This window comes from Klebsiella sp. JN_Kp127 (genome assembly GCF_040062505.1).
Taxonomy (GTDB): domain Bacteria; phylum Pseudomonadota; class Gammaproteobacteria; order Enterobacterales; family Enterobacteriaceae; genus Klebsiella; species Klebsiella quasipneumoniae.
This window is the reverse complement of the sequence record NZ_JBEAHS010000053.1, coordinates 131,968-155,123: the sequence shown is the minus strand read 5'-3', so window position 1 is coordinate 155,123 and position 23,156 is coordinate 131,968. Positions and strand designations below refer to the sequence as shown.

Below are 23,156 nucleotides of genomic sequence, written 5' to 3'. Positions count from 1 at the left end.
TTATGCCTGTACGCGCAGCGCTTCGAGGCGGCGCACATCAAAATCGTTGAGTTCTTCGGCGTAATCCTCAGTGATTGGCGCCGGCCATTCGCCAGTGTCGAAACCGTTCGCGATGGCACGCATTGCTTTGCGATATTCCAGCATGCCGAGTTCCAGCAGTTCTCCGGATGCCTCGATGATGGCGATCCAGTGGTAGTTCTCGTCTTTGTTGACGAATATCCAGAAGAACTGGTCAAGGGCTGCGGTTTCGCAGTACATAGCCGCGCTCAGGTGGTAATCGCGCTCGATGATTTCCCGGTGCAATTTGGCGCGCAGGCCTTCCTGCTTGATGTTCCACATGCTGATGGTTTTCAGGTCCGCACCGATGCGCAGGCCGCCCATGTCTATCTCAAGGTCAGGACGCACGCGAACTTCCAGCCCGGTTTCCTCATCAATGCCGAAATAGCTCACCTCGACGGCACGGCTCGGGTGCGTCAATAACTTGCCGGCGGTCGGGTGATTCAGGAGTGCTTTCTGAATGGCCAGTGCCGTAGCCAGCTGCTGGCGGGTAACCAGCACTTTTCCTTCCGGGTTCTCGCGCCATGCATCCAGCAGCTCATCGGCAAACACGGCATCCGGTTTAACCGATTTCACGGCCTGAATCAGATCGGCCTTTGTGCCAGAGACTTTCAGGGGCTGCGCCTTCTGTGCTTCCTGAGCAACCATGTCAGGATTAATAAGCGCCAGCTGTTCCAGTAAGGCATCGCGGCTGCCGCTGGTTTTCACCTGGGCGGGCAGAGTAGCGTTATATTCCTTGATGCATGCCTTCATTGCGGTAGCGGTTTGCTTTTGACCGTCTTCAATGCGCTGGAACTCAGCAGGCAAAGACATATAACTCTGGCCGGTTTCTTCAACTGATGTACCCAAAGGAACCTGGGCGGGCAGGGTCGCGTTGTATTCCTCCAGGAATCTCTTGATGTCATCTGCGCTGAGCAAAACCGGAAGCCCGTTGTTGTATTCGTCGATAAACGCGCGGATCGTCGCAGTCGTGGTGAAAGCGCCTTCCGGGATTTCCGGCTCGATGCTGAATTCTTTTTCCAGCTCATCAGGCTGTAGCGCCAGTGCATGCACCAGGTTGCCCATATCAAGAACAGGGGAGCGTACCTTCTGGATAGTTTTGGATACGTGGCGCGCCTCGAAATACATCAGCGAAACCCGCGCATCTTTAACCATCGTGGAACTGATGCCGTTAGCGGCGTGGTAGACCTCATTTGGCACGTCTTCATATCGACCTGGCTCGAAATACTCCGGCCATGCTGGCGCTATTTGTTCAGCCTCTTCCTCATCATCACTGTGAGCACTCTCGGAAACCTGGCTATTCAGCACTGCGGCGGTAAGATCCGGGCAGCGTTCAGCCAGTATTTTGCTCATGTTCACGGCAGTTGTTTGCGCAGGAGGCTCATCAGCGCCTTCGCCTGCTGATACCGCATTATCATTTTCGTCTTCGACCGGCTGAGCCGTTTCCATCTGCACATTGCTGGTGGTTCCTTCTTCGGTGGCATTAGTAGCCGGTGAAGTTATAAGGCCTTCAATTGAAAACATTCCGCCGCCGAGATTTGCAATTTCCGGGGCTCTGGGTTTGGTCAGGTCTTCGGTTATCCACTTCGGATCCGTGGGGTCACTGATACCTTCGACATATTCGCCACGTTCGGCGGCCAGAACCTGATCAGCGTCAGGACGTTTCTTTTGAGCTTCTTTCACCAGTTCGGTGCCAATTACCTGAAAGTCAGTTGGGAGAGTTTCCAGGTCAGGCACACCTTCATCTCCATCGATAGCCTTTTTCACAGCGTCCAGAGTGACGGCGGCAGATGAAACATGACCAGCTTTTTCAAGCGTCTCAGCAGAAGGGGCGTCATGCTTATGCTCGGTCAGGTTCGCATTGATATAGGTCTGCAGACTTACCGGGAAATGGTGAATATCGCTGGTGGCGCCACGGATAAGGGCAAAAATCGCTGCGCGGGAATAATCCAGGATGCCTGCAACCTTGCGCAGCGCTGCAGACCATTCCTTGAACGGACTTTCTTTCTTCTGAACGATCTCTTTGGCCCGGCGGTGAATTGATGCCGGGAAATTGTAGATATCGAAATCCATTGGCATTGTGGCCAGGGCTATTTCTACATCGAGCGTATCAAGGGTATGGGTGTAGTCAGGGTTGCGATCGGTTTTATTACCGCCGCCAGCATTCGTACTTGCATCGGTTTTCAAAACCGAAGAAATGCAGTTACCGGCAGCCCATTCCCTGGTGAGAATGCCGCGGTCGATAGCGTTCGTGGCGAACCACAGCTTTGCAAACTGGATACGCTTGCCGAGCTCATGCCGCTTCCCTTCCGGGAAGACTTTTTTATTGGCACTGGTGAATTTCCAGAGCGCCGGCATATCGTATTTTTTGATTTCAGGGATATTCTCGGCGGCCAGAATCAGATCCTGGACGGCTGCGTTATCAGTGTCCATTTCAAGAACTGACAGCTCCTGCCGGTGAGGCATGCTGATATGATAAACGTGGCGTTCTTCGGCCATATACTGCGCCAGCAGCTGAGCGCGAAAGGGGAGTTCTGCCACGTTAAAAAGCGCGCTCGAATCGTCCTGGTATTCATCGCTACCGAAAGTTTCCACGGTCTCACCTTGTGCCGCGTCGCCAGTAGTATTGGCATCAACCAGCTCGCCACTAACGGGCTCAGCGGATACTCCGGCATCATCGATGTGATGAGGCGCCTGACCTGGCTTCAGAGCCCAGGTGCGACCATCATCACCGAGCTGGTAGCGTTCGCACCATGAGTAATCGAGAACACCTTCCGCCGGCAGGTCATTGAATACCGGGAAATCGGTGCGAATAGGTTTTTGATAGTCTTTGCCGCGGCCTGTTTCGATCCCAGCGTCTTCCAGATCGACGTCCAACTGCAGAAGGGCGCGAGCTTCTGATTTATTAGTGCGCCAGATTACGGCATCAGCTTTACCCGATTTTTGAGTCGCTTTTATCAGATAAAAATATTCCATGTGATAGCCTCTATTTTGGATGTAGAATCCCCCGGGCCATTGGTAGCGCCCATTCAGGGTGGTCATTGGTTATTGGTAATTTCCGGTGGAACTTTGGTCGGTGTCACCGGACGTACAGCCCGCTTCGGCGGGTTTACGTTAGCCCTCGTGAGCCATCTGGTCGTGAGAGGCGCAACGTTCAGAGCAATACTCTTTTTCTTTCCGTGCGAGCTGGTTCCCCTGGAGGTACAACAGGGTGCTTACCACTGGTTTTCCCTCGATTGCTTTACGGCAGTAACCGCATTTCTTCTGCATTCCTCCCCCTACATTTGCACCGTGAATCCGGCCGGATGCTCGTCCAGTACACCTTTCAGCGGATAACATTCAGCTTTCACGTGTTGCTCTTCTGCAGCTGCCTTGCAGTCATTCTCTGTGTCGTAAACGCCGAGCAGGACATCCTGATTACCGCCCGTCAGCATGTTGACGGTGAGAACCAGGGCAAACATCGTGCTCATGAAGGGTCTCCTTTTTGCGCGAGCATGTAGCACATCCGGCGGATGAAAGCTGACAGCGGACTTAAACGAACAGCCTGCTGACGAGCGGGTTTGCGTGCGAAATCAATCATAGAAATAACTCCCGCAGCGCGCTGAAGAGCGCAATCCAGATGAAGAGTCCAATTACTACCGAAATGACCATGGCTCTGATGCCGTGCTTACTCATTTCAACCTCAGCCATTACGTGGCCAGCGGAACGTTTAAACCTACTGCGCGTTGATCTCTCCACCTCATCCGGTGTTTCGTATGCCGCCGGCAGCTACTTCGTGGGCTCCATGCCTGGGTGGTTTGTTGTTACAGGGTAATTAAACACTTTGTTTATTATTGTGTCAACTAAATGAGTGTGCGTATATAAACAAAAAGTTTATGTTTTGGGGCGGGTACAGGCCTTGGCTGCATTGTTTTAAAGCAGCGAGCGGCTATAAAACCATCAGAAAGGGGCGGCTATGGATTACGACGAGGATACGGCGGGGCTGATACTCATGCATTAAGTTTGGCTGTAGTGGATCTTGTTGTGGATGGACACTTGATCGAACAACATGTGGGAAGCCGTGAACGTCATAGGGAAGTGGACATAAAAAAACCGGCGCGGTGGCCGGTTTTCAGTTTAGTTGTGCGCTTTTTTTCGAATCGTATGCATGAAGACAATAGCGTAAAGGATGCTGGAACTAAAGCGGGGGATTTTTTTAATTCCACCAAAAATCATCCTTATGAAAATCGCAGCCGTTGCAAGAAGAAGAGCAATGGCTGCGAAAAAGATGGATGTTAAAGGATGGCGTTTGATATTTACAGATACGATTAGGTTCATAACATCTTGAAAGTTAACGTTTTCACCTTTGTCGATCGACTTATTAGCGCTTTCAACCTGGTTATCTTTTGTGAACAACAAAACAAACGGAACGAGTATGCATACAGAAGAGAAAAACCACCACCTACCAGCACACAGATATGAAAAATAAGCCATATCCTTCATTTTGCTTGGAGCTCGATCATCGTTAAAATAATCTATCGTGACTTTAGAAAGCTTCTCTTTTTCATCCAAAGCAGATGCGCGGCAGGCATACCAGTACGCATAAAGAACCAGCACTGCGATAACAGCAACAATAATCATCATCATCACCTCTTCATCTTCTCTCGCGCCTTAGATTTCCGCCATGCATCATCTACTCTATCATCTAAATCACGCTCTCTCCTGCTGAATTTAGTCCACGTATGCAAGCAGTAAAATGGGAAAGAAAATATAGCAATAACAACGAAATATGCGAGCGTAGGGGATTTGTCATAAATTGACTCCCACAGAAGCCTTACTTGCTTGAGCCCTTCAGGAATCCAACTTAAGTCCATTTATTGCCTCGCGTTCAATTACATCAAGGGTCACAAAAACGCTTTACCAAGAAACTTATGGCTAGTCATGCTTCCTGTGTTCGCTAGGGGACTGCTAAATCATACGGGGAGTGTTACTCCGTATCATCCTTAATCCGCCGCCCCATGTACTTCGCGTACAGTTCGTCGAGTTCCTTCAAGCGTAGAGATACGATCCGCAGCATGTTCTGTTGTTCTTCTTCGTTTGGCAGTTGGTTGTAAAGCTCAAGCAACCTTCGCTCGTCAGGTCTCAATCCGTCTTTAGAGCCCACATCTTGGCCTAAAACCCATTCAAGGCTGACGCCAAGCGCATCCGCGAGCTTTATCGCAGAGCTTTTTCCTATTGCGCCCCGCACAAACCAGTTGTTAACAGACTGTGCGCTCACACCACAGATCCTCGCGATATCAGCTTTTGATATGCGCTTCTTCTCAATGATTTCGTTAAGCCGCTGGACCTGCGGGTTATCTGCTTGGTGCGTATTTTTTCTCATATATCACGATTTTAAACTAAATGTTTACGCCCACAACATTCATAAAGTTGACATTAAAATAAACATAATGTTTAATTTGATTCGTAACCTTTAAGGAGTCACTTATGAATGCATTAGAGAAAGCCATAAAAAATGCTGGTAACGCAACAAAGCTAGCTGAAAAATTGGACGTCTCATCAATGACAATTAGTCATTGGAAAAAACGTTGTGGGGGGCTTGTGCCTCAGGGCCGCATTTCCTCTATTTTTCAGGTTACAGGCGTTACACCTCACGAACTTCGCCCTGATCTTTATCCAAATCCAACAGACGGCCTACCGAAAGAGGAAGGCTGACCATGCAAATACTTTCCTTTCAACAAAATACCGGATTCAACACCGGCGCTCTGATAAAGCGAAATCAACAGAGAGAGGCAGATCACGACGGTATTCGCTCTGCCGTTCGTGCCTGGGCAGCAGCTGAAGAGCAGGATGTTGTGTCGGCACACATCATCGATGAGTGGCGACAGCAGGGCGGCGAGGAGATCGACTTTCCTGAAGACATAAGCCGAGCCCGACAAAAGCTATTTCGCTACCTGGACAACCCGGCCGAGTCTGAGCGCTATCGCGAGTATGTTCGCCTTCTTACACCGGCGATCATGGCCGTTCTTCCGCTGGAATACCGTCACCGTCTTTTTCCCGTAGACAATTTTATGTCTCGCCTGGCTCGTCTGGAAAAAGAAACCAGCGAAGCAAAGATTGCCGTTGCTGTGGGGGCTCCACGCCATCAGAAGCTGAAAGAACTGAGCGAGGGAATTGTCGAGATGTTCCGGATAGACCCTGAGTTAACGGCTCCGTTGATGGCCATTGTCACTTCAATGCTAGGAGTGACGTGATGCTGGAATTCAGAAAGCCGCGGTGCTGCAACACCTACGGCTTTCGTTGCGAATTAACTGGATCAATTCACAGGGGAAATTATGAACACGAACCAACTGAATTTCAATAACGGGGGCGCCCATGGCTAAAAACTCGATCGACGCGTACGGCGCCAGCGGCAAGACAAACGTTCTGATGTTTGAGCCAGAAAACTTGCACCTGGTCACCGATAAGAGCCACCCGCTTTACGATGAACGTATTCACCTGCCTATCAACGAGGCGATGGTGTTGAACATCATGGATCAGGGGGTGCTTGAGCCCATCATCGTCTGGAAGGACCCCGAAAGCGGGCTGGCCTGTGTGGTTGATGGCCGTCAGCGCGTGCGTCATACCCTGGAGGCTAATAAGCGCCTGGTTAAACAGGGTGATTCTCCATTGCTGGTTCCTGCGGTAACTAAACGCGGTTCTGCCGCTCGAATGGCTCAGGCAATGGTCAGCGCAAACGAAATCCGCCAGGCTGATACGCCGCTGGGTCGAGCCAAAAAGATGGCTGATGCGCTGGAGCGCGGCCACGACGAGGACGATTTAGCGCTGATGTTTGGCGTGAGTGTCCAGACAGTACGCGCAACGCTATCACTGCTGGATGCCACTCAGGCAGTCAAAGACGCGGTAGAGTCCGGCATAGTGACCATTACCCAGGCGCGTCAACTTGCATCACTAAAACCCGAAGAACAGCGGGAAAAGGTAGCCGAAATAAAAGCGGCGACCGCTGGCACAACCGGCCACGAGAAAGCTCGCCGCCAGCGCGCTGTCCTTGGAGACACAAAGCCGCGTCTTAAATCCCGTAAGGAAATCACCCAGCAACTTCAAACCGCCAGCGGCGAATACGCAGCGGCTTTGCGGTGGGTGCTTGGTGATGAAAACACACCAGTTTAAGAAGCAACAACGGGGTCTCTATGCGTGATTACGGCAAGGTGCACACATCTTTTTGGATTAGCGATGGAATGCGCCGGGTATCGGATGATGCCCGGTTGCTGGCGCTGTACCTGCTCACCGGGCAACACACGAACATGATTGGGTGTTTCCGGCTGCCTGATGGATATGTTTCGGAAGACTTAGCCTGGACTCCTGAAAGGGTTTCGAAAGGGTTTGATGAACTATCGGCTAACGGTTTCGCAACGCGTGATTCGTCATCGAAATGGGTGCTAATTCGTAACTTTCTGACCTGGAATTCAGTTGAAAACCCAAACCAGGGAATTGCAGCACTGCGTTTGTTTGATCAGGTCCCGGACACATCTACGGTTAAGCCAGAGCTGGCGCGGGTTTTAGCCTCGGCAATATCCCACATCGGCATCGCAAAACTAAAGGGTTCCGAAAGGGTTCTTGAACCGTTCCTTAACCAGGAACAGGATCAGGAGCAGGAACAGGAACAGGAACAGGAACAGGAAGAAGATAGTTCGGGGCATGGCTTCGCCACACCCCCAGACGTTCAGAACCAGGACGAAGGCGATAAACCTGATCCCCAAAAAATTTACCCGAATGAGTTCGAGCAGGTCTGGTCGGTTTATCCCAAGCGGGCAGGGGGTAACAGCAAATCCGATGCCTTCAAAGCCTGGAATGCCCGAATCAGGGATGGAACCACTACGGCGGAAATCCTCGCAGGTGTGGAGCGTTACGCGGCTTTCGTTAAAGCCGAGGGAATTCTGAACACGCAGTACGTGAAACAGGCGAAAACGTTTTTTGGTCCCGGTATGCATTTCAGCGAGCCCTGGGCGATTCAGCAGACGCCAGGCGCACGAGATCCCAATCAGATTTCGGAGCCTGACAAAAACATCCCATCGGGATTCAGGGGGTAGCGATGAAAAACATTGTTGGTACCGGAAATGCACTGGAGCGATTGAAAAAACTCATTCCCCCTGGCGTTCAGCCAAAATTTGGCAGCGTTGATGAATGGCGTGCCTGGCAAGCCGAAGAAAGCCGTAAGTGCTGCGAGGAACTGGAAAAACAAAACCAGCGCGCACGTGCAGAGAAAATCTTTGGACGTGCTGGAATTCAGGATCTGCACCGCAGCTGCACATTCGCTAACTATCAGGTTGAGTCGGATGGCCAGCGTCGGGCGCTCTCGATGGCGAAAAGTTACGCGCAGCAATTCGGCTTAGGGTTTGCGAGCTTCGTATTCAGCGGAGCGCCAGGCACCGGGAAAAATCATCTGGCGGCGGCAATCGGAAATCACCTGCTGGCTGGTGGTCGCTCTGTGCTGGTGGTAACCATTCCGGATCTCATGCTGCGTGTTCGGGAATGTTACGACGGCGGGCAGTCAGAGGCGTCATTGCTGGACGATTTGTGCCATGTGGACCTGCTCATTCTGGATGAGGTGGGTATTCAGCGCGGAAGCAGCGGTGAAAAAGTCATCCTGAATCAGGTTATCGATCGCCGACTGTCCTCCATGCGGCCTGTAGGCATCCTAACCAACCTGAATTATGACTCGCTGAAGGAAACACTGGGCATGCGGATCCTTGACCGTCTCCAGATGGACGGCGGTATGTGGGTGAATTTTGAATGGGACAGCTATCGCAAAAACGTGCGCCATTTGCGTGTCGTTAAGTGAGGTATGTATGGCTAGAGCATTTTCAGCAGTTGAGCGCAGAGAGTACGTCCGCGCAGTGATTCGGATCACCAGGCATCAGGGGCGCCTAACGACCACTGAGGCAATGAAAAAGCTGGGGCTGAGCCGCGCTACTGTCCAACGGTATTTTTCCGAAGCAGAAGCGACTGGCGAGGTTGTCCGGCATGGTCGTCTGGGGCTGTTCCGCGATCAGCGGGCCGTCATCGACTTTGACATGAAGCGGCTTGGGATGGTGCCAAAGGCAGCGTCAGGGATGAATTACAGCCTGCTTGGCAGTCCTGTTTTTCAGCGTTTCCTCGATATTCAAGAAGCCATTTTTGCCTGCGCGCCTGCATCTTCAGCCCGGGAGTCTGTATGACAATCGTAAAAACCCATACCGGCACCGTGATCACCAAAGACGGTCCGCAGGTAAAAAAACTGAACCAGACAGAGCGGATGTGGGTCGTCGGCAAAAACGAGTTTTACCACAAAGAAACCGGGCGCCGTCACTTTGCAGAAAATACGCGCCGCCGGCTGCTGCTCGACACCATCAAGCCTATCGAGGTGAAGCATTATTAAACAGAACGAAAAGGCTATTTCACAGATTGCGGAATATATCCCGCATGCCTGCCGGGATATGCAGCTGCAGGAAGCCAAAGGGCGCCTGGAGAAAAAAAATTGCGCTCTATATCGATGTCGATAGCGATGCTACCATTCTCAATGCAACGTTCGAACCTGTTTCTAATGACCATTCGTGTGAGACGTTTTCTAGGGTATAGCTTGTGCTTGTGGGCAACAAAATGAGCTAGGCGGCAACCAATTCGGTAGCTAAAATTAAAAATAAGGTGTGTTATTATGTTATATAACACACCTTTTGCGGTTACTTGTATAAGGCAGCCCAGTTATCTTTAGTTTTGATGTCATTAGCCTCTGGTGTCTTATCAGGAAAGAGTGAAACAGTTTCCTTCTTAATTTCACCAACAGTTTTTCGATAGATTTGTTTGTCATCGTTAACTTTCTGATGAATTAACATCCCAATTTTACCCAAGGAGTCAATATTCAAGTCTTTAATATCATAATGCTTGCATTTCATCGATTTTATTAGTGTTGTTGCCGAATCAGGAGTATGGGAGATAGAGACTCCTAGTTGTGATATTTCAGCATCAGATATAAAAATAAAATCCGTAGTAGATGGTCGATCTCCCGCAGTATTAATAGCTACAATTATTTGTTTATTTTCATTACTATCGGGATTGTTATTAGGAGTTTCCCAAATGGATAACGTGTTATTGCTTGTTTTACAGCAATTAGTTACACCATCAGTACCCATATGCAAATGATCGCCATCCTCCGGAGGTAAGTAATCCCATTTATTTTTTTCAACTTTTCTTATATAAAATACCATTAAGGTAACTCCTTAAGATAAGTCAATACGCTTTTTTTGTATTTTTCCAAATATGGCCTTTTGAATGGTTCCATCATTTCAATGTAAGTTATTGCGTCTTTAGTTTCCCAATACTCAACAGCCATAATTACAGCCTCTTTAACAGAGTCCGATTTATGATTGTAAAATGAAACTATTGTTGTAAAAAATGAAAGAGGAATGTCACTAACAGAAACTGAAGATAGCAAGCATATGAATTTTATGACTTTTTCGTCATCATTGCTAATGAAAATTGTGCGACTAATTAAGTTGAGAAGAGCGTAGTCTACTTGTTGATAACCATACTCATTTATTAATCGATCAATTATATATTTAGTCTTTGATATTGTGTCAAAAGATATTTCATCAAAAATGAAATGATTGTAAATTTTATTGGATATAAAATCAGTGTCAACGGGCGATATGTTATTTTTTTTATTAACAATATTATGTTGTAAGTCACCAATGATATCAGTTTGTACAGGCTTGAAATGCGCTTCTGTTGTTTTGATATCAAGTTCATCGGATGGTGTAAATATTGTCTCATTAAAATCTGAAAAAACATTATGATACCAAAAGAGATTGGCATCATTGATCACATAACCGTTGGTAGTAGGAATATATGAGTTGTGAAAGTTATAGTTTACGGAAAAATCTTTAACATTATTGTTATTCATAACATACCTCATTTTATGATGCTATGAATATCTTCGAGAGACTTAGAGAAAAGCTTGCTAAGTAAACTACTATAACTGAAATCAAAGCGTTCAAGTTGGTTTAAAGGTACGGTATTATTATCAGCTGTAATAGTGATTGTTTTTATATTTTGAAAAACACCGTTTTGTGATTTTATTGAATGACCTTTATGTACGGTTATTAGATTATATGTTTGTTCGCCATCAATATCTTTCTCACTAACTTTCCTCACAGACCATTCAAATAAATTATTTTCATCCTTGAAGAAAGAGTTATATATTTTGTCCTCAAAGGCTTTATCACTGTTATCAGTTATTATGTTGATAACACTAGAAATTCTTTTCGCCTTTAAGTTATTTAAAAAAGGAGATAAACTGCTAATTATTGAAGTTAATTTTTGTTCGATTAACGTTGGCTCTAATATATTATCACTGGAGATCTCAATTGCAATAATATCGCCTCTAAATAAGATGGCTGCTCCAACATTGTCTTCGTTTTTTTCAAGCTTTAATATTTTTGCAGGAACTCCATTTATAATTTCGTCATTTATGGAGGGTAAAAATCCTTGTGTAATAATTGGAACTAGTTTGGTAACTCCCTCGCTATCGGGAGATATTTGTATATTATTCGTGATAAAGTTAAATGCATAACTTGATGCTAGAATAGGCATATAAAACTCCATTTATTAAGTAATCTTACTTTGTATCATACAGGGCTTTGGTTATAAATAAAAGAAGGTGGTGGGATATTTTTTTTTGATAAAAAACAATTAGATACGTTAAAGGGCTCGACGCGACGGCAACGGACGGTAGTAGAGGTTGCGATTCGATATATATCCCAGAACAACGAAAAGATACCCGCGGATAACCGCCATTGTTCCCTAAATGGGACTTAGCTTTATGATGGCCTTATCAGTTGAAGAGGTCATCATGTTGGTTATTCAAATTCATATACAATGCAAGATTTATAAACACCTATATCTTGTGGTGTTTGCTTTGTGACGTTGAACATAAAATTCTGCCCGGTTATTGTGTTGTAGTTCTTGATGTCTCTAGATTCTGTTATTGAATCAGCCCGTTAAATCTCTGCGGGCTTTTATCCTGCCGTAACTAAGTAAGTGCTGCTCTAGTCGGTCGTCATTTCTAGGCGACTGGTACAAGCTAATGGAACAGACAGGCTCACCTAGATCGCATCCAGATGTTTAGTAAGGTTAAGTACTGGTCTCGCTTACTCCGACGATTTCTTAAGCTCCACTTCCACCTTTCCTGCGATGAGCGACTGCTTTCGTCCTTGCGCACACTATCAGGAGAAGGCCAAGCAGAATACCAGAAGTTTCACCTAATTAACCAAATCTGCACTGGTGCTTATTAGCACTTGTTTCTTGTCATTAACCATTACTCATTTTTTGTCAGAAGGACGGTGCAATATGTCATATGGATATTTCAAAATAATTTGGATTTTAATGCTGCAAAATCTTCGGTTATTTTAACTTAATACCATATTTTGCTATTTCATCACTGCATTGATCAAATAGGGACTTGTACAACACACAAAATATGCCTTTGGCCAACGTGCAAAGCTTTTACCTCCGTCAACCGGTAAAAATAAACAAAAGCACCAAAGTTTCGATTTTGGTTATCTTCTTTGAAAATTAGGGGCTTGTAGGACGACCTTCATCCGCCATCATATCTTCCGCTACCGTGAAATTTTCACATGTAAGTGATTTAACATTAATTTATACTGTATAAAAACACAGTATTTGGTTTTGCTTCCGGGAGGTAGGGATGCGCAGTGAGAGTGATGAGTACTACGATCTGGTTAAACGTTCTACAGGTGAAGTTGTTGGCAGCATCAGGGCAGCAGGCCGGGTTCTGGTATACACGGCAAATGGTATTACTTCTATGCGACCACTGCTTGAGGACGAGGGAGTATTTAATCTCAACGCAATGACCAGTTTTCTGCATCGCCTCGGCTACCGGGTTATCCCGCCTTCTGATAATATGAAATCAACGGCCTGAACAACCGTTGACCTACTGCGCCACGGAGAGAAACCATGGCGCAATTGCACTTAATAAAGCAGTCACAAGGTTTACTGATCCCTGCCACGCAGGAGACCAGCGATTTCTTGCAATCAAAATGCAAGCTCGGTGCCGTTCTGGAGGCCGACTTTAAGCTTGTCCGCAATCCGGCGTTTCACCGCCGTTACTTTGCTTTACTCAATCTCGGTTTTGAATATTGGGAACCTACCGGCGGGGCGATTTCGTCTAATGAGCGCAGGCTTATCACAGGTTACGCCAAATACCTTGCTGCATATGGCGGGAGTGAATCGGCGTTGCTTGATGCCGCCGGGCAATATCTCGACCGAATAGCCGAGAAGCGATCCGGCTATATCAGTATTTGCAAATCCTTCGATGCTTACCGGGCGTGGGTCATCGTTGAAGCCGGCCACTATGACGCCATACAGCTGCCGGATGGCACGCTGAAAAAACACCCCCGCAGTATTTCTTTCGCCAGCATGGACGAATGCGAGTTCCAGGAACTGTACAAAGCATCGCTTGATGTTCTCTGGCGGTGGATCCTCTCTCGTTCGTTCAACAGCCTGCAGGAAGCTGAGAACGCCGCCAGCCAGCTTTTAAGCTTCGCGGGGTGATGCCGATGAAACGCTCATGGTTTCACCATCTCGAATGCACAACGCAGCAGGCCGAAGAATTGGTAGCGAGATATCGTCAGCGGGGTGTAAAGGTCGAACGAAGCTTAAACCCTGACTTTATGACATGGACCGTCAGCGCACAGCTGGTGGAGGACAAAAATCCGCCGCGGCCAGACTCCCGCTGGCGCAACAGGATGTGGGGGTGAGTATGGCGAATCTTCGCAAAGCGGCCCGAGGCCGTGAATGCACAGTACGGATCCCCGGGTACTGCAATGGCAATCCTGAAACCAGCGTACTGGCGCACTACCGCCTGGCGGGTACCTGCGGAACTGGATGCAAGCCGGACGATACACAGGGCGCTATTGCCTGCAGTGCTTGCCACGATCTCATTGATGGCAGAAAGAGAACCACCGATTTCACCCGCGACGAACTGCGCCTGATGCATGCCGAAGGCGTGCTCAGAACTTTGGCTATATGGAAAAAAGAGGGGTTACTGAAAGCATGAAACTCGAAGCATCCTTAAAACATTTCAGCCCTCAGGGTATGCATATCAACGATGACGTGAAAAGCACAACACCAAATCGCCTGACCGGAACAGATGTTATGGCGGCCATCGGTACCACCAGCAGTCGTGCACGATTCGGCCTGGCTGCATTTTTCGGCAAAGCTGGCATCAGCAAGACAGATGAGCAGTTGGCCGTCCAGGCGCTAGCGCGGTATGCGATTGAAACCGCACCGAAGAACGTACGCAAAACGGCGGGTAAAGAGCTGGGGCGCTGCTGCCTGATTTTAGCGCAGTTTGCTTTTGCGGAGTATTCCCGGTCCGCGCAAACAACGGGAGTCTGCAAGGTATGCAGTGGCACCGGAAAGATTGAAACCACTACCACGGAACGCAAAGTTTCTAATCCGTGGGGCAAAGCACCATATTGGGCTAAAAAATCCCGTGCTGTCCGTCCTTCCGACTGGGATAAGTGGACTGAAGTAACAGCCAGCATAAGCGCTAAATGTGAAGCCTGTGACGGTAAGGGGAAAATAAATGCTCGCTGCCGCTGTGGTGGTTCTGGCCGGGTTCTGGACCGCAAAGCGACAAGAGAGCAGGGAGCTCCGGTATATAAAATCTGTGAGCGCTGTTCGGGGAATGGCTTTTCAACGATGCCGTCTACTGCTGCTTATAAAGCGATTCTGACGCTTATCCCAGACCTGCACATCAGAACATGGACACGCAACTGGAAACCTTTCTGCGATGCGCTGGTGGACCTGTGCTGGAGGGAAGAGAAGAGGGCAGATAAAGAGTTTCAACGAGCAACAGCTGATTGAGTAAATGGGCACATTATTTTGCATTTTAAGTGCAAGGTGCTTGATTTTGTCCGAAGTTGTCGTGTATATTTTAAATCGTGGAATAAAGCGCCTGAGCGAAAACATTCATATAAACCCTGCTACTGCAGGGTTTTGTGTTTTTGAAAATAAATGCCTGAAATCGGCTATAAAGTGTGATCTGAATCAAAATGCCATGCGCCAAACTTAAGGAATATTAAGGAACTGTAAATATTCTTTATAAGTGATGGCTTTATGGCGTTAAAAGATATTTTTGTGCGAACCGAACCTCGCAGACGGCATTATGGTGTTGCATTGTTCATTGGGTTTATTTCTGGGGTAGTTTCAGCATTTGTTAAATGGGGTGCTGAAGTACCATTACCACCGCGTAGTCCTGTCGATATGTTTACCAGTGCCTGTGGACCAGAGTCATTAATTCGAGCTGCCGGGCAGATTGATTGCTCCAGAAACTTCCTTAACCCTCCTTATATTTTTCTGCGTGATTGGTTAGGGCTGGCCGATCCAAATGCGGCGGTCTATACCTTCGCCGGACATGTGTTTAACTGGGTAGGCGTAACACATATCATATTCTCCATCGTGTTCGCGGTTGGATATTGTGTAGTTGCCGAGGTGTTTCCAAAAATTAAGCTGTGGCAGGGTTTGCTTGCTGGTGCACTCGCACAACTGTTTGTCCATATGATTTCGTTTCCGCTTATGGGCCTAACCCCACCGTTGTTCGAACTACCATGGTATGAAAACGTTTCTGAAATATTTGGACACCTTGTGTGGTTCTGGTCAATTGAGATAATTCGCCGGGATCTGAGAAACAGAATTACGCACGAACCGGATGCTGAAGTTTCTCTGAATTCAGCATTCAGATAATCTAAGCTGCGAAGTCATAAACCCGCATAAAATGCGGGTTTTTTATGCCTGTGATTAGTCGCTCTTCGATAGCAATGTATGCAGAGTGTATTGACGCTAGCTACGTTTGCAACATAACGTATTGATGTGGTGAATCCCCCTATGCGGAGGGGCGACCAGTCAGTTACAGAAACCTGTAAATGCAGCGCGGGCCATGCCGACTGGGGCATGCTCACCGGGAGGCACCCGGCACCACACTGCCACTAAACATATTTAAGATTCATGTTGGGTTTACTGTTTACAGTTACCCTTCTATGTTTAAAGAACGTAACGGTAAAAACAAATGCATCCTGGTAAATCGGTAGCTCGGACAATCAGGCGCGCTCTTACCGTTGCTCCTTGAAATGCCAACTTCAGCCCGCCTCTCTCAGCGGGCTTCTTTTTGCTCGTAACCAGCTAAAAGGAAAATCAAAAAAAGCTATACCTTCATCTGGCTGGCGAAGGGGTAAACACTAAGATGTGAATCCTCAGAGCGAGCCATGATGACTGACCGAAGAATTACCTGTCGTTATCTGGCACCCCACATGCAGCATAACCCCTTATGGCCTTCCATTACGGTAGGCCTGCTGTCTTCTGGGGCCCTGCACGTCAAAAGTTCAGTCTGTAGGCCTATACCAGTCTTGGCGGAATTTAGCTAACGGACTCACTTTTCTAATCAATACGGGCACAGCAGTGGATGCTTTACCGATACTATGATTACGTAAAGCCTAAGCTAGAGGGAGTTTGTCTTGAGTGAAAATCTTACTGCAGTGGGGGCACATCAGCGCAGAACCTTTTTGGACTCGGGTGTAACTATGTTCTGATTGGTTGATACAGTTAGGGCAGGTACATTTGATGAGGTAGTTGCGATTGTTTTTTGAGTTTTTGCGTTGTTGCATATGACATTTCCTGATGAATGGTCCGCAACCATACACTATCCACTGATACATAGCTCGTATTGAATTTCCCAACCACCTCGCACAGGTGGTTTTTTTCTTTCAGGTACCCGGAATCACCATTGATGAGTATTCCTCCCGCCGGTCCTGATCCTTATCAAACTCACAGCACCCCGTTAACCCGGAGGTGAACCTATGGCAAAGCATATGCAAGACAAAGAGAGCATGGCCGGAATCACCTGGCTGGCTCTGCTGATCATTGCTGGTTGGGGCGGCCTTGTCCGATTCCTGATGGATGTAAAGCAGGGCAAAGCAAAATGGAGCTGGATAAATGCTTTTGCGCAGATTGTGGTTTCGGCTTTTACCGGGGTTATTGGTGGGCTCATCAGCATTGAAGGTGGCCTGAGTATTTACATGATATTGGCCACTGCCGGTATCAGTGGTGCTATGGGTTCCGTAGCGCTCACGTATTTCTGGGAACGAATCACCGGAGTGAAAGCACAATGACAGCAGACAAGACTATCGAGGGGATCCTCGGCAAAGAGGGTGGTTATGTCGATCATCCGTCGGATAAAGGCGGGCCGACCCGCTGGGGCATCACGCAGACCACAGCTCGAGCACATGGTTACACCGGTGATATGAGAAACCTGCCCAGGGAAACAGCAAAGCAAATTCTGCTCAGCGATTACTGGACCGGCCCCCGATTCGATCAGGTGGCAAGTTTATCTACGTTACTGGCAGATGAGCTTTGCGACACTGGCGTGAACATGGGGCCATCGGTTGCAAGTAAGTTTTTCCAGCGCTGGCTCACTGCCCTTAACATGCGTGGGAAGTTGTATCCCGATCTGATCCCGGATGGCGCAATTGGCCCCCGAACCATCACTGCGCTTAAGGGATATCTTTCAGCCCGAGGGAAAGAGGGGGAACAGGTTCTGTTACGTGCGCTGAACTGCAGCCAGGGCGCCAGATACCTCGAACTGGCGGAGGGCCGCGAAGCCAACGAGGATTTCCTCTACGGCTGGGTTAAGGAGCGCGTGCTATGAATATGATCATCTTCGCTTTGCTCGTGGTGGTGGCTGTGCTCGTTCTGTTACTGCTGCGCAAATATACCCGGCTGGAGTTCGTTGCCCATGCCAGCCTGCTGCTGAAAACGTGGTCTGTAAAGCTGGGGGCTATTGGTGCGCTGGTTGGCATGTGGGCGCAGTCGTTCCCGGATGCTGCGCTGCACGCCTGGGCGATGCTGCCGCCGGATATCAAAAACATTCTGCCTCCAAACATTGTTGCGTTGATTAGCCCTGCGCTGGTGGTGCTGGCGGTGCTTTCGCAATACGTACGCCAGCCAGCATTGAAAGCTAAGGCCGAAGAACTGAAGGAGCCGCAGCAGTGAGCTTCGAAATTATTGCTGGGCTGGTGGTCGTCATCCTGGGCGCTATAGCTGGCGCGTTCGGTATTGGTCATGCTCGCGGTACCAGTAAGGCAGAAGCCAAAGCCGATCTGCAGCGTACCGAAGAGAATGCCGCCGCCACCGTCGCCGCGGCAGAACGTAAGGCGGAAGTTGTGAAAGGGGCCATTGATGTACAGCAGACTGTTAGCCATATGCCTGATAACAATGTTGATCGGGAGCTGCGCGAGCACTTCACCCGCCCCGGTAGTCGTTGATACGGCGTGCAACTGGGTGAGGGTCATCTACTTGACCGACCACGATATCGACGTGCTGGATATGCAGACCAAGCGCGACATTCTGGCGCACAACAAAGCAGTGCAAGCCAACTGCCGTAGCATTACCTCTGCTCATTGAGTTAAATAAATGGCTTCATCCTTGAGGTCCACGGGTAAGTAAACGCAAGGTCTTTTATGTAATTTATCAGAGATAACACGGTTGGGCGCACTATTTATGGGGTTAGGAGCTCACCTGTGGAAATGATGATTCCGGTAAATCCTCTCCTGTGTTTTGCTCATTGTGCGAGGGGCAGATACTCATAATCGAATGCCAAAAGGCTTTTATAAGAAAACCATTAAGGCTTGATGAACTCACCTTTGAATAGAACTACTTACGATACATTCCTCATATGTTCGAAGGATATAACATCTCTCAGGTATCCTGCTTCTGGATGCTGGGAATGTGTACCGCTGGTGGGCTGGATTCTTGGAGCCTTTGCCCAGCAGCTTCAGGTGATAAAAAACCCCGTGGAGTAAATCCGACAAATTGACGGGGCGCTGCAGGGGCAGCCAATGTCGGAGTTTAGTCAGATTTCGAGGTGTTTTTCTACTGGTTTTGAGAAAAAATGGATGGTCTGACACTATAGGAAGTGGCTCATCCCTGAGCTCACGGGTAGAACAGTGGACTTTGTCATGGCAGAGCAAAGTCATAAGTTAGTTTAGATAACATTTCGGATATAACAAGCGTAGCGAGTGTATGCTTCATGGATTGTACGTCTGTAACTTTCATAATATTTCTACCATTTCAAAATTAAGATATTAGGTAAAACCTTAGGGAATTTAGAGGGTAAGAGAAGCTGTGAACAAAAAAATCTCCTCGCGAAGCAATGTTTTTCACTTTAACGAAATATATTGTTTGCAATGTGGGTTTTTTAGTTCATCATGTATGCTACATTGAGTTCTTATAAAATGAGCTGCTAATTATGACTGAGTGCAAACTTCCACAACTTCCAGAGTATTATCGATATGGTACTGAACAAATTAACAAGTTGCCTGGGAGTGGGGATGTTTTTCCTCCTGCGGGTAGTATAATAAAGTCAGTAAGTTTAAATGAAGGTGTATTTGTTTGTGTTCCGGTGCAGCGTTATATACAGGGGTTGAATATTTGGGTTGTAGTTGAATCTTCTTGATAATGATTTTTGTTTGGTAAGAGTGATTTTTCGTTGGTTTGGTGATTTCTATTTATTATAAATTCGCTGTTGGAATTTAAAATTAGCATCATTGCAATGCTTTCAAACACCGTAGAAGGATTATGATGCTAGTGCAAAATAATATTTATAATAATTCAGAGTCATATGCTATTCTTTTGTTTAGTATGTGGCCTGTCCTTATTGTACTTCTTGTCGTGATATCTTGCGCCTTTTACGGTGTATTGATGCATAAAACTGCAATTTGTTGTTTTCTGTCAGCTATGTTCCTTGGTGTCGCAGGCTGGTTTTATGGATGATCACCATTAGCTCTAATATGAGTCACTTTTTAGTATAAAGTCAGGGTGTCATTACTTTACCTGGCTTGTAGCGTTGGTTCCCTAAAGTTTGACGATAAAAGGCCCTGTTAATACAGGGCCTTTCTGTATGTATTATTTATCAAAGAGGTAAGACATGTCAGAGATCACCGCATCTGAGCAAATCCGCCTGGATATTATCAAGAAAGTGAATTACGACACTGCAGCGGCGAAGTTAGCCATTGACTGGGTAGGCGACAGCTATCTGAAGTCTGAGCTATTCGCTGACTCTTTCGATCGTGTTTTCACGGAAAGTGAGATTGTCTCGAAGACCCGTAAGGCAATCCAGGAAGCGACCGAAGCGCTGGCGCTGTTTGATACTGCCGCTGAGCAGGTCAGCTAAGGCATTACAGCAGGCGTTCATAGAGTGCCTGTGATAATGACCATCAGACAAATCGTCTGAGCTGACAGTTCAATCAATCACCAATTACCAGTTACACGGGGTAACTGACATCATTGTCTGTTTATCCCGGTGAATTTTGAAATACTCACTACTCTCATAACGTCTCTGCCTGCCAACACCAGAACGGCAGAGGTCAGTTAGCCGTATAGATGAACCTCTCCCGGGTGGCTCCTGAGAGATTCTTTATACGCTAGCTGGTAGTAACTAAAGGCCGCATATTTTTGCGGCCTTTTTCATCATTTGTAAAATGAAAGCCCTCAGGCGATTAACGATGCTCAGGACCATGGAAGTGATCTCCACCATGTCCGCCTCCATGGGGACCAGGGGGAAGGATACATCCTGAAAGTGACAGCGCACCACAGATCACAAAAACAGCAAGCATAATTCTTTTCATAATAACTCCTGAACTAAAGAGCCTTAATTCCAAAACATAAAAGTGAATATTTTATGGAGAATCAGTAATTCCTTTTTCTCCCTCACGTTAAATAGGAATAATCCATGGCAAAACCGGACTGGGGCGAGCTTCAGCAACGGTTCCTGTCCGATCATGCCGCAACCGGCGTATCACCGAAGGATTGGTGTGAAGCGCAGGGACTGAATTACGCTACCGCCCGCCGATACATCAAGAAACCCACTGCGCAAAAACCTGCGCAGAAGAAACTGCGCACTGCGCAAAAGGAAAAGTGCGCAGAAGAGTTGGTGGATGATGATGGCCTCACCGATCAACAACGTTCATTTGTCGCGGAATACCTGAAGGACAACAACGCCACGCAGGCCGCCATTCGAGCCGGGTATAGCAAGAAGACTGCTGAACAAATTGGTTATCAGCTGCTTCAGAAAACTTCAGTTGCGCAGGCTATTGCGCAGCAGCAGAAAGCATCCATTGTGCGCACGCTTGGAAGTGCTGATGAAGTGCTTGAGCAGATGTGGCGTCTGGCCACCTTTGATGCCAACCAGCTATCGCAGTATCGTCGCGGAAGCTGTCGTTACTGCTGGGGCTTCGGTCACCAGTATCAATGGCGTGATGCCGTGGAGTACGAAGAGAAGCGACTCGAAGCGCTTGAGCGAAAACGTCGCGAGCCCGTCGATGTTGGTGGCTACGGTTACGACCACACCAGCGCACCTAACTCTGAATGCCCTCGATGCAATGGTGACGGCATCGGCCAGCCTTTCTTCGCCGATACGCGAAAACTGGCGCCTGATGCTGCGCTTGCCTATTCCGGTGTGAAGCTAGGGAAGAATGGCGTGGAGATTACCGCTATTAGCCGGGAGCGAATGTACGAGGCGGTGATGAAACGGCTCGGCCTGGCTGATAGCGAGTTCGCCCAGCGTCTGCAGCTGATTGAAATTGAGCGCCGGCAGCTGGAGGTTGAAAAATTACGCAAAGAGCTGGCTGCTGACCCGGAGGATGACGAACCAACGCCAGTTGCAATCAATATCAACGTAGTCGATGCACGAGTGAGGGAAGAGGATGGCGATAGCACCGACGCTTAACATCCCTCAGGCCCGATTCCTCGCAATGGAGCACAAATTTAAAGCCTACGTCGCCGGCTTCGGTTCTGGCAAGACGTGGGTCGGCTGCGGTGGTATCTGCAAAGGGATGTGGGAACACCCCAAAATCAACCAGGGTTACTTTGCGCCAACGTATCCTCAGATCCGAGACATCTTTTATCCCACTGTTGAGGAGGTAGCCCACGACTGGGGGCTGAATGTCAAAATCAACGAGGGGAACAAAGAGGTTCACTTCTACGCCGGGCGCCAGTACCGAGGAACGACGATTTGCCGCTCGATGGAGAAACCGCAAACCATCGTTGGTTTTAAAATCGGTAATGCGCTGATTGATGAGCTGGACGTAATGCCCGCCAAAAAGGCGCAGTTAGCCTGGCGAAAAATCATTGCTCGTATGCGTTACAACGTGGCCGGTCTTCGTAACGGGATCGACGTCACCACGACGCCGGAAGGGTTTAAATTCGTTTATCAGCAGTTCGCAAAGGCTGTACGCGATAAGCCTTCGCTCTCAACGCTGTACGGCCTGGTGCAGGCCTCGACATTCGACAATGAAAAGAATCTACCGCCGGACTATATCCCGTCGCTGATGGAGTCATACCCGCCGGAGCTGATCAAGGCTTATCTCCGTGGCCAGTTCACCAACCTTACCAGCGGGACGATTTACCATCAGTTTGACCGTAAGCTGAATAACTGCCGGGAAGAAGAGCAACCCGGTGAGCCCCTGTATATCGGTATGGATTTCAACGTCGGGAAGATGGCCGGGGTTGTTCATGTGTTACGTCTGGGGCTTCCGTTTGCAGTTACTGAAATCATCAAGGCTTACGACACGCCGGACATGATTCGCATCATCAAAGAGCGGTTCTGGCTATATGACGGCCATGACTACCGAAAGGTGCGTGAAATCTATATCTACCCGGACGCTTCCGGCGATTCCCGCAAATCCAGCAATGCCAGCGCCACGGATATCGCTCAGCTTAAGCAGGCCGGCTTCAATGTGGTTGTTAATGCATCAAACCCGCCAGTGAAAGACCGCATCAACGCGATGAATGCCATGTTCTGCAATGGTAACGGCGAACGTCGCTACAAAGTGAATGTAAAGCGGTGCCCGGTGTACACCGAATCGCTTGAGCAACAGGTTTGGGGCGAAAACGGTGAGCCGGATAAAACGGCGGATAACGATCACCCCAACGATGCCGGTGGGTATTTCATTGTGAAGCAATTCCCGATCATCAAACCGACTGGAAAAGTCACCCAACTGCGGATGTAA

Annotated in this window: 30 protein-coding genes and 1 pseudogene; 22 read left to right on the top strand and 9 right to left on the bottom strand. The window is 48.2% G+C overall.

The window, feature by feature from the left end; genetic code table 11:
* From ABLV04_RS22820 to ABLV04_RS22800, 5 genes are all read right to left on the bottom strand, one after another.
* On the bottom strand, window positions 1-3,033 hold the full coding sequence (locus ABLV04_RS22820) for a RecE family exodeoxyribonuclease (RefSeq protein WP_348816226.1): 3,033 nt from the start codon (window positions 3,031-3,033) through the stop codon (window positions 1-3).
* Window positions 3,034-3,171: 138 nt separating this feature from the next.
* Window positions 3,172-3,327 carry a YdaE family protein gene (locus ABLV04_RS22815; RefSeq protein ID WP_023282477.1) on the bottom strand — a complete coding sequence of 52 codons (156 nt, stop codon included), beginning with the start codon at window positions 3,325-3,327 and terminating at the stop codon, window positions 3,172-3,174.
* Window positions 3,328-3,335: 8 nt separating this feature from the next.
* Entirely contained in the window at window positions 3,336-3,527 is a 192-nt protein-coding gene (locus tag ABLV04_RS22810; protein WP_080892538.1) for a YebW family protein, read from the bottom strand.
* A 646-nt stretch (window positions 3,528-4,173) separates the two neighbouring features.
* Window positions 4,174-4,683 (bottom strand): hypothetical protein, encoded by a 510-nt coding sequence (locus tag ABLV04_RS22805; protein ID WP_016946291.1) that lies wholly within the window; start codon window positions 4,681-4,683, stop codon window positions 4,174-4,176.
* A 340-nt stretch (window positions 4,684-5,023) separates the two neighbouring features.
* Window positions 5,024-5,419 (bottom strand): helix-turn-helix transcriptional regulator, encoded by a 396-nt coding sequence (locus tag ABLV04_RS22800; RefSeq protein ID WP_177339063.1) that lies wholly within the window; start codon window positions 5,417-5,419, stop codon window positions 5,024-5,026.
* Window positions 5,420-5,523: 104 nt separating this feature from the next.
* Here ABLV04_RS22800 and ABLV04_RS22795 point away from each other — a divergent pair, with 104 nt between their 5' ends.
* From ABLV04_RS22795 to ABLV04_RS22760, 8 genes and pseudogenes are all read left to right on the top strand, one after another.
* Window positions 5,524-5,751, top strand: a complete 228-nt coding sequence (locus tag ABLV04_RS22795; protein WP_110215589.1) for a YdaS family helix-turn-helix protein — start codon at window positions 5,524-5,526, stop codon at window positions 5,749-5,751.
* 2 nt (window positions 5,752-5,753) lie between these two features.
* Window positions 5,754-6,290 carry a toxin YdaT domain-containing protein gene (locus ABLV04_RS22790; protein ID WP_348816225.1) on the top strand — a complete coding sequence of 179 codons (537 nt, stop codon included), beginning with the start codon at window positions 5,754-5,756 and terminating at the stop codon, window positions 6,288-6,290.
* A gap of 121 nt (window positions 6,291-6,411) precedes the next feature.
* Window positions 6,412-7,206 carry a hypothetical protein gene (locus ABLV04_RS22785; RefSeq protein ID WP_177339061.1) on the top strand — a complete coding sequence of 265 codons (795 nt, stop codon included), beginning with the start codon at window positions 6,412-6,414 and terminating at the stop codon, window positions 7,204-7,206.
* A gap of 20 nt (window positions 7,207-7,226) precedes the next feature.
* On the top strand, window positions 7,227-8,126 hold the full coding sequence (locus ABLV04_RS22780) for a hypothetical protein (RefSeq protein ID WP_348816224.1): 900 nt from the start codon (window positions 7,227-7,229) through the stop codon (window positions 8,124-8,126).
* A gap of 2 nt (window positions 8,127-8,128) precedes the next feature.
* A complete protein-coding gene (locus tag ABLV04_RS22775; protein WP_177339060.1) occupies window positions 8,129-8,878 on the top strand; it encodes an ATP-binding protein in 750 nt (249 codons plus the stop codon).
* A gap of 7 nt (window positions 8,879-8,885) precedes the next feature.
* The gene (locus ABLV04_RS22770) at window positions 8,886-9,254 is read left to right on the top strand and encodes a DUF977 family protein (RefSeq protein WP_348816223.1); all 369 of its coding nucleotides are present in this window, start codon (window positions 8,886-8,888) and stop codon (window positions 9,252-9,254) included.
* Complete coding sequence (locus ABLV04_RS22765) at window positions 9,251-9,454, top strand: hypothetical protein (protein WP_348816222.1); 204 nt, start codon at window positions 9,251-9,253, stop codon at window positions 9,452-9,454. The genes ABLV04_RS22770 and ABLV04_RS22765 overlap by 4 nt, the downstream gene beginning before the upstream one ends.
* A pseudogene (locus tag ABLV04_RS22760) lies at window positions 9,447-9,654 on the top strand (hypothetical protein). The gene ABLV04_RS22765 and the pseudogene ABLV04_RS22760 overlap by 8 nt, the downstream one beginning before the upstream one ends.
* Before the next feature lie 101 nt (window positions 9,655-9,755).
* On the opposite strand, the gene ABLV04_RS22755 reads toward ABLV04_RS22760, so the two are convergent.
* From ABLV04_RS22755 to ABLV04_RS22745, 3 genes are read right to left on the bottom strand one after another with little or no spacing between them, the layout of a single operon-like run.
* A complete protein-coding gene (locus ABLV04_RS22755; RefSeq protein WP_200779632.1) occupies window positions 9,756-10,280 on the bottom strand; it encodes a hypothetical protein in 525 nt (174 codons plus the stop codon).
* Window positions 10,280-10,975, bottom strand: coding sequence for a hypothetical protein (locus ABLV04_RS22750; RefSeq protein ID WP_348816221.1), 696 nt, complete (start codon window positions 10,973-10,975; stop codon window positions 10,280-10,282). The genes ABLV04_RS22755 and ABLV04_RS22750 overlap by 1 nt, the downstream gene beginning before the upstream one ends.
* Window positions 10,976-10,983: 8 nt before the next feature.
* Entirely contained in the window at window positions 10,984-11,664 is a 681-nt protein-coding gene (locus ABLV04_RS22745; RefSeq protein WP_048299385.1) for a hypothetical protein, read from the bottom strand.
* A gap of 1,114 nt (window positions 11,665-12,778) precedes the next feature.
* On the opposite strand from ABLV04_RS22745, the gene ABLV04_RS22740 reads away from it, so the two are divergent.
* The 6 genes from ABLV04_RS22740 (at window position 12,779) to ABLV04_RS22715 (ending at window position 15,840) form a co-directional block, all read left to right on the top strand.
* A complete protein-coding gene (locus ABLV04_RS22740; protein ID WP_102009259.1) occupies window positions 12,779-13,012 on the top strand; it encodes a hypothetical protein in 234 nt (77 codons plus the stop codon).
* A 35-nt stretch (window positions 13,013-13,047) separates the two neighbouring features.
* Window positions 13,048-13,644: a DUF1367 family protein gene (locus ABLV04_RS22735; RefSeq protein WP_348816220.1), complete on the top strand. Its 597-nt coding sequence runs from the start codon at window positions 13,048-13,050 to the stop codon at window positions 13,642-13,644.
* Window positions 13,644-13,850, top strand: coding sequence for a hypothetical protein (locus ABLV04_RS22730; protein WP_072198463.1), 207 nt, complete (start codon window positions 13,644-13,646; stop codon window positions 13,848-13,850). The genes ABLV04_RS22735 and ABLV04_RS22730 overlap by 1 nt, the downstream gene beginning before the upstream one ends.
* A 2-nt stretch (window positions 13,851-13,852) precedes the next feature.
* The gene (locus ABLV04_RS22725; RefSeq protein ID WP_080923154.1) at window positions 13,853-14,149 is read left to right on the top strand and encodes a DUF1364 domain-containing protein; all 297 of its coding nucleotides are present in this window, start codon (window positions 13,853-13,855) and stop codon (window positions 14,147-14,149) included.
* Window positions 14,146-14,961 (top strand): antitermination protein, encoded by an 816-nt coding sequence (locus tag ABLV04_RS22720; RefSeq protein ID WP_117122707.1) that lies wholly within the window; start codon window positions 14,146-14,148, stop codon window positions 14,959-14,961. Before ABLV04_RS22725 ends, ABLV04_RS22720 begins: the two co-directional genes overlap by 4 nt.
* 252 nt (window positions 14,962-15,213) lie before the next feature.
* Window positions 15,214-15,840, top strand: coding sequence for a YagU family protein (locus tag ABLV04_RS22715; protein ID WP_117122708.1), 627 nt, complete (start codon window positions 15,214-15,216; stop codon window positions 15,838-15,840).
* A gap of 746 nt (window positions 15,841-16,586) precedes the next feature.
* Here the strand turns inward: ABLV04_RS22715 and ABLV04_RS22710 are convergent.
* The gene (locus tag ABLV04_RS22710; protein WP_004184492.1) at window positions 16,587-16,757 is read right to left on the bottom strand and encodes a YnfU family zinc-binding protein; all 171 of its coding nucleotides are present in this window, start codon (window positions 16,755-16,757) and stop codon (window positions 16,587-16,589) included.
* 204 nt (window positions 16,758-16,961) lie between these two features.
* Here ABLV04_RS22710 and ABLV04_RS22705 point away from each other — a divergent pair, with 204 nt between their 5' ends.
* The 8 genes from ABLV04_RS22705 (at window position 16,962) to ABLV04_RS22670 (ending at window position 23,156) form a co-directional block, all read left to right on the top strand.
* Window positions 16,962-17,261, top strand: a complete 300-nt coding sequence (locus ABLV04_RS22705; protein ID WP_024176410.1) for a phage holin family protein — start codon at window positions 16,962-16,964, stop codon at window positions 17,259-17,261.
* Window positions 17,258-17,797, top strand: coding sequence for a putative peptidoglycan-binding domain-containing protein (locus tag ABLV04_RS22700; protein ID WP_060876946.1), 540 nt, complete (start codon window positions 17,258-17,260; stop codon window positions 17,795-17,797). The genes ABLV04_RS22705 and ABLV04_RS22700 overlap by 4 nt, the downstream gene beginning before the upstream one ends.
* Entirely contained in the window at window positions 17,794-18,141 is a 348-nt protein-coding gene (locus tag ABLV04_RS22695) for a hypothetical protein (RefSeq protein ID WP_004206698.1), read from the top strand. Before ABLV04_RS22700 ends, ABLV04_RS22695 begins: the two co-directional genes overlap by 4 nt.
* Complete coding sequence (locus ABLV04_RS22690) at window positions 18,138-18,413, top strand: hypothetical protein (RefSeq protein ID WP_004206697.1); 276 nt, start codon at window positions 18,138-18,140, stop codon at window positions 18,411-18,413. The genes ABLV04_RS22695 and ABLV04_RS22690 overlap by 4 nt, the downstream gene beginning before the upstream one ends.
* Complete coding sequence (locus ABLV04_RS22685; RefSeq protein WP_071787613.1) at window positions 18,364-18,552, top strand: hypothetical protein; 189 nt, start codon at window positions 18,364-18,366, stop codon at window positions 18,550-18,552. Before ABLV04_RS22690 ends, ABLV04_RS22685 begins: the two co-directional genes overlap by 50 nt.
* 1,522 nt (window positions 18,553-20,074) lie before the next feature.
* Window positions 20,075-20,320: a DUF2560 family protein gene (locus ABLV04_RS22680; protein WP_004184480.1), complete on the top strand. Its 246-nt coding sequence runs from the start codon at window positions 20,075-20,077 to the stop codon at window positions 20,318-20,320.
* A gap of 558 nt (window positions 20,321-20,878) precedes the next feature.
* Complete coding sequence (locus ABLV04_RS22675) at window positions 20,879-21,874, top strand: terminase small subunit (RefSeq protein ID WP_110226412.1); 996 nt, start codon at window positions 20,879-20,881, stop codon at window positions 21,872-21,874.
* Window positions 21,852-23,156: a terminase family protein gene (locus ABLV04_RS22670; protein ID WP_177339055.1), complete on the top strand. Its 1,305-nt coding sequence runs from the start codon at window positions 21,852-21,854 to the stop codon at window positions 23,154-23,156. The genes ABLV04_RS22675 and ABLV04_RS22670 overlap by 23 nt, the downstream gene beginning before the upstream one ends.

What these genes read in the sequence shown, in the direction of transcription:
- ABLV04_RS22775 (WP_177339060.1), top strand. Translation starts at nt 8,129, where the DNA reads ATGAAAAACATTGTTGGTACCGGAAATGCACTGGAGCGATTGAAAAAA.
- ABLV04_RS22735 (WP_348816220.1), top strand. Translation starts at nt 13,048, where the DNA reads ATGGCGCAATTGCACTTAATAAAGCAGTCACAAGGTTTACTGATCCCT.
- ABLV04_RS22720 (WP_117122707.1), top strand. Translation starts at nt 14,146, where the DNA reads ATGAAACTCGAAGCATCCTTAAAACATTTCAGCCCTCAGGGTATGCAT.
- ABLV04_RS22695 (WP_004206698.1), top strand. Translation starts at nt 17,794, where the DNA reads ATGAATATGATCATCTTCGCTTTGCTCGTGGTGGTGGCTGTGCTCGTT.
- ABLV04_RS22785 (WP_177339061.1), top strand. Translation starts at nt 6,412, where the DNA reads ATGGCTAAAAACTCGATCGACGCGTACGGCGCCAGCGGCAAGACAAAC.
- ABLV04_RS22770 (WP_348816223.1), top strand. Translation starts at nt 8,886, where the DNA reads ATGGCTAGAGCATTTTCAGCAGTTGAGCGCAGAGAGTACGTCCGCGCA.
- ABLV04_RS22730 (WP_072198463.1), top strand. Translation starts at nt 13,644, where the DNA reads ATGCCGATGAAACGCTCATGGTTTCACCATCTCGAATGCACAACGCAG.
- ABLV04_RS22790 (WP_348816225.1), top strand. Translation starts at nt 5,754, where the DNA reads ATGCAAATACTTTCCTTTCAACAAAATACCGGATTCAACACCGGCGCT.
- ABLV04_RS22700 (WP_060876946.1), top strand. Translation starts at nt 17,258, where the DNA reads ATGACAGCAGACAAGACTATCGAGGGGATCCTCGGCAAAGAGGGTGGT.
- ABLV04_RS22670 (WP_177339055.1), top strand. Translation starts at nt 21,852, where the DNA reads ATGGCGATAGCACCGACGCTTAACATCCCTCAGGCCCGATTCCTCGCA.
- ABLV04_RS22685 (WP_071787613.1), top strand. Translation starts at nt 18,364, where the DNA reads ATGTTGATCGGGAGCTGCGCGAGCACTTCACCCGCCCCGGTAGTCGTT.
- ABLV04_RS22740 (WP_102009259.1), top strand. Translation starts at nt 12,779, where the DNA reads ATGCGCAGTGAGAGTGATGAGTACTACGATCTGGTTAAACGTTCTACA.
- ABLV04_RS22725 (WP_080923154.1), top strand. Translation starts at nt 13,853, where the DNA reads ATGGCGAATCTTCGCAAAGCGGCCCGAGGCCGTGAATGCACAGTACGG.
- ABLV04_RS22680 (WP_004184480.1), top strand. Translation starts at nt 20,075, where the DNA reads ATGTCAGAGATCACCGCATCTGAGCAAATCCGCCTGGATATTATCAAG.
- ABLV04_RS22815 (WP_023282477.1), bottom strand. Translation starts at nt 3,327, where the DNA reads ATGCAGAAGAAATGCGGTTACTGCCGTAAAGCAATCGAGGGAAAACCA.
- ABLV04_RS22715 (WP_117122708.1), top strand. Translation starts at nt 15,214, where the DNA reads ATGGCGTTAAAAGATATTTTTGTGCGAACCGAACCTCGCAGACGGCAT.
- ABLV04_RS22805 (WP_016946291.1), bottom strand. Translation starts at nt 4,683, where the DNA reads ATGATGATGATTATTGTTGCTGTTATCGCAGTGCTGGTTCTTTATGCG.
- ABLV04_RS22765 (WP_348816222.1), top strand. Translation starts at nt 9,251, where the DNA reads ATGACAATCGTAAAAACCCATACCGGCACCGTGATCACCAAAGACGGT.
- ABLV04_RS22745 (WP_048299385.1), bottom strand. Translation starts at nt 11,664, where the DNA reads ATGCCTATTCTAGCATCAAGTTATGCATTTAACTTTATCACGAATAAT.
- ABLV04_RS22705 (WP_024176410.1), top strand. Translation starts at nt 16,962, where the DNA reads ATGCAAGACAAAGAGAGCATGGCCGGAATCACCTGGCTGGCTCTGCTG.
- ABLV04_RS22750 (WP_348816221.1), bottom strand. Translation starts at nt 10,975, where the DNA reads ATGAATAACAATAATGTTAAAGATTTTTCCGTAAACTATAACTTTCAC.
- ABLV04_RS22795 (WP_110215589.1), top strand. Translation starts at nt 5,524, where the DNA reads ATGAATGCATTAGAGAAAGCCATAAAAAATGCTGGTAACGCAACAAAG.
- ABLV04_RS22755 (WP_200779632.1), bottom strand. Translation starts at nt 10,280, where the DNA reads ATGGTATTTTATATAAGAAAAGTTGAAAAAAATAAATGGGATTACTTA.
- ABLV04_RS22810 (WP_080892538.1), bottom strand. Translation starts at nt 3,527, where the DNA reads ATGAGCACGATGTTTGCCCTGGTTCTCACCGTCAACATGCTGACGGGC.
- ABLV04_RS22800 (WP_177339063.1), bottom strand. Translation starts at nt 5,419, where the DNA reads ATGAGAAAAAATACGCACCAAGCAGATAACCCGCAGGTCCAGCGGCTT.
- ABLV04_RS22675 (WP_110226412.1), top strand. Translation starts at nt 20,879, where the DNA reads ATGGCAAAACCGGACTGGGGCGAGCTTCAGCAACGGTTCCTGTCCGAT.
- ABLV04_RS22780 (WP_348816224.1), top strand. Translation starts at nt 7,227, where the DNA reads ATGCGTGATTACGGCAAGGTGCACACATCTTTTTGGATTAGCGATGGA.
- ABLV04_RS22820 (WP_348816226.1), bottom strand. Translation starts at nt 3,033, where the DNA reads ATGGAATATTTTTATCTGATAAAAGCGACTCAAAAATCGGGTAAAGCT.
- ABLV04_RS22710 (WP_004184492.1), bottom strand. Translation starts at nt 16,757, where the DNA reads ATGCAACAACGCAAAAACTCAAAAAACAATCGCAACTACCTCATCAAA.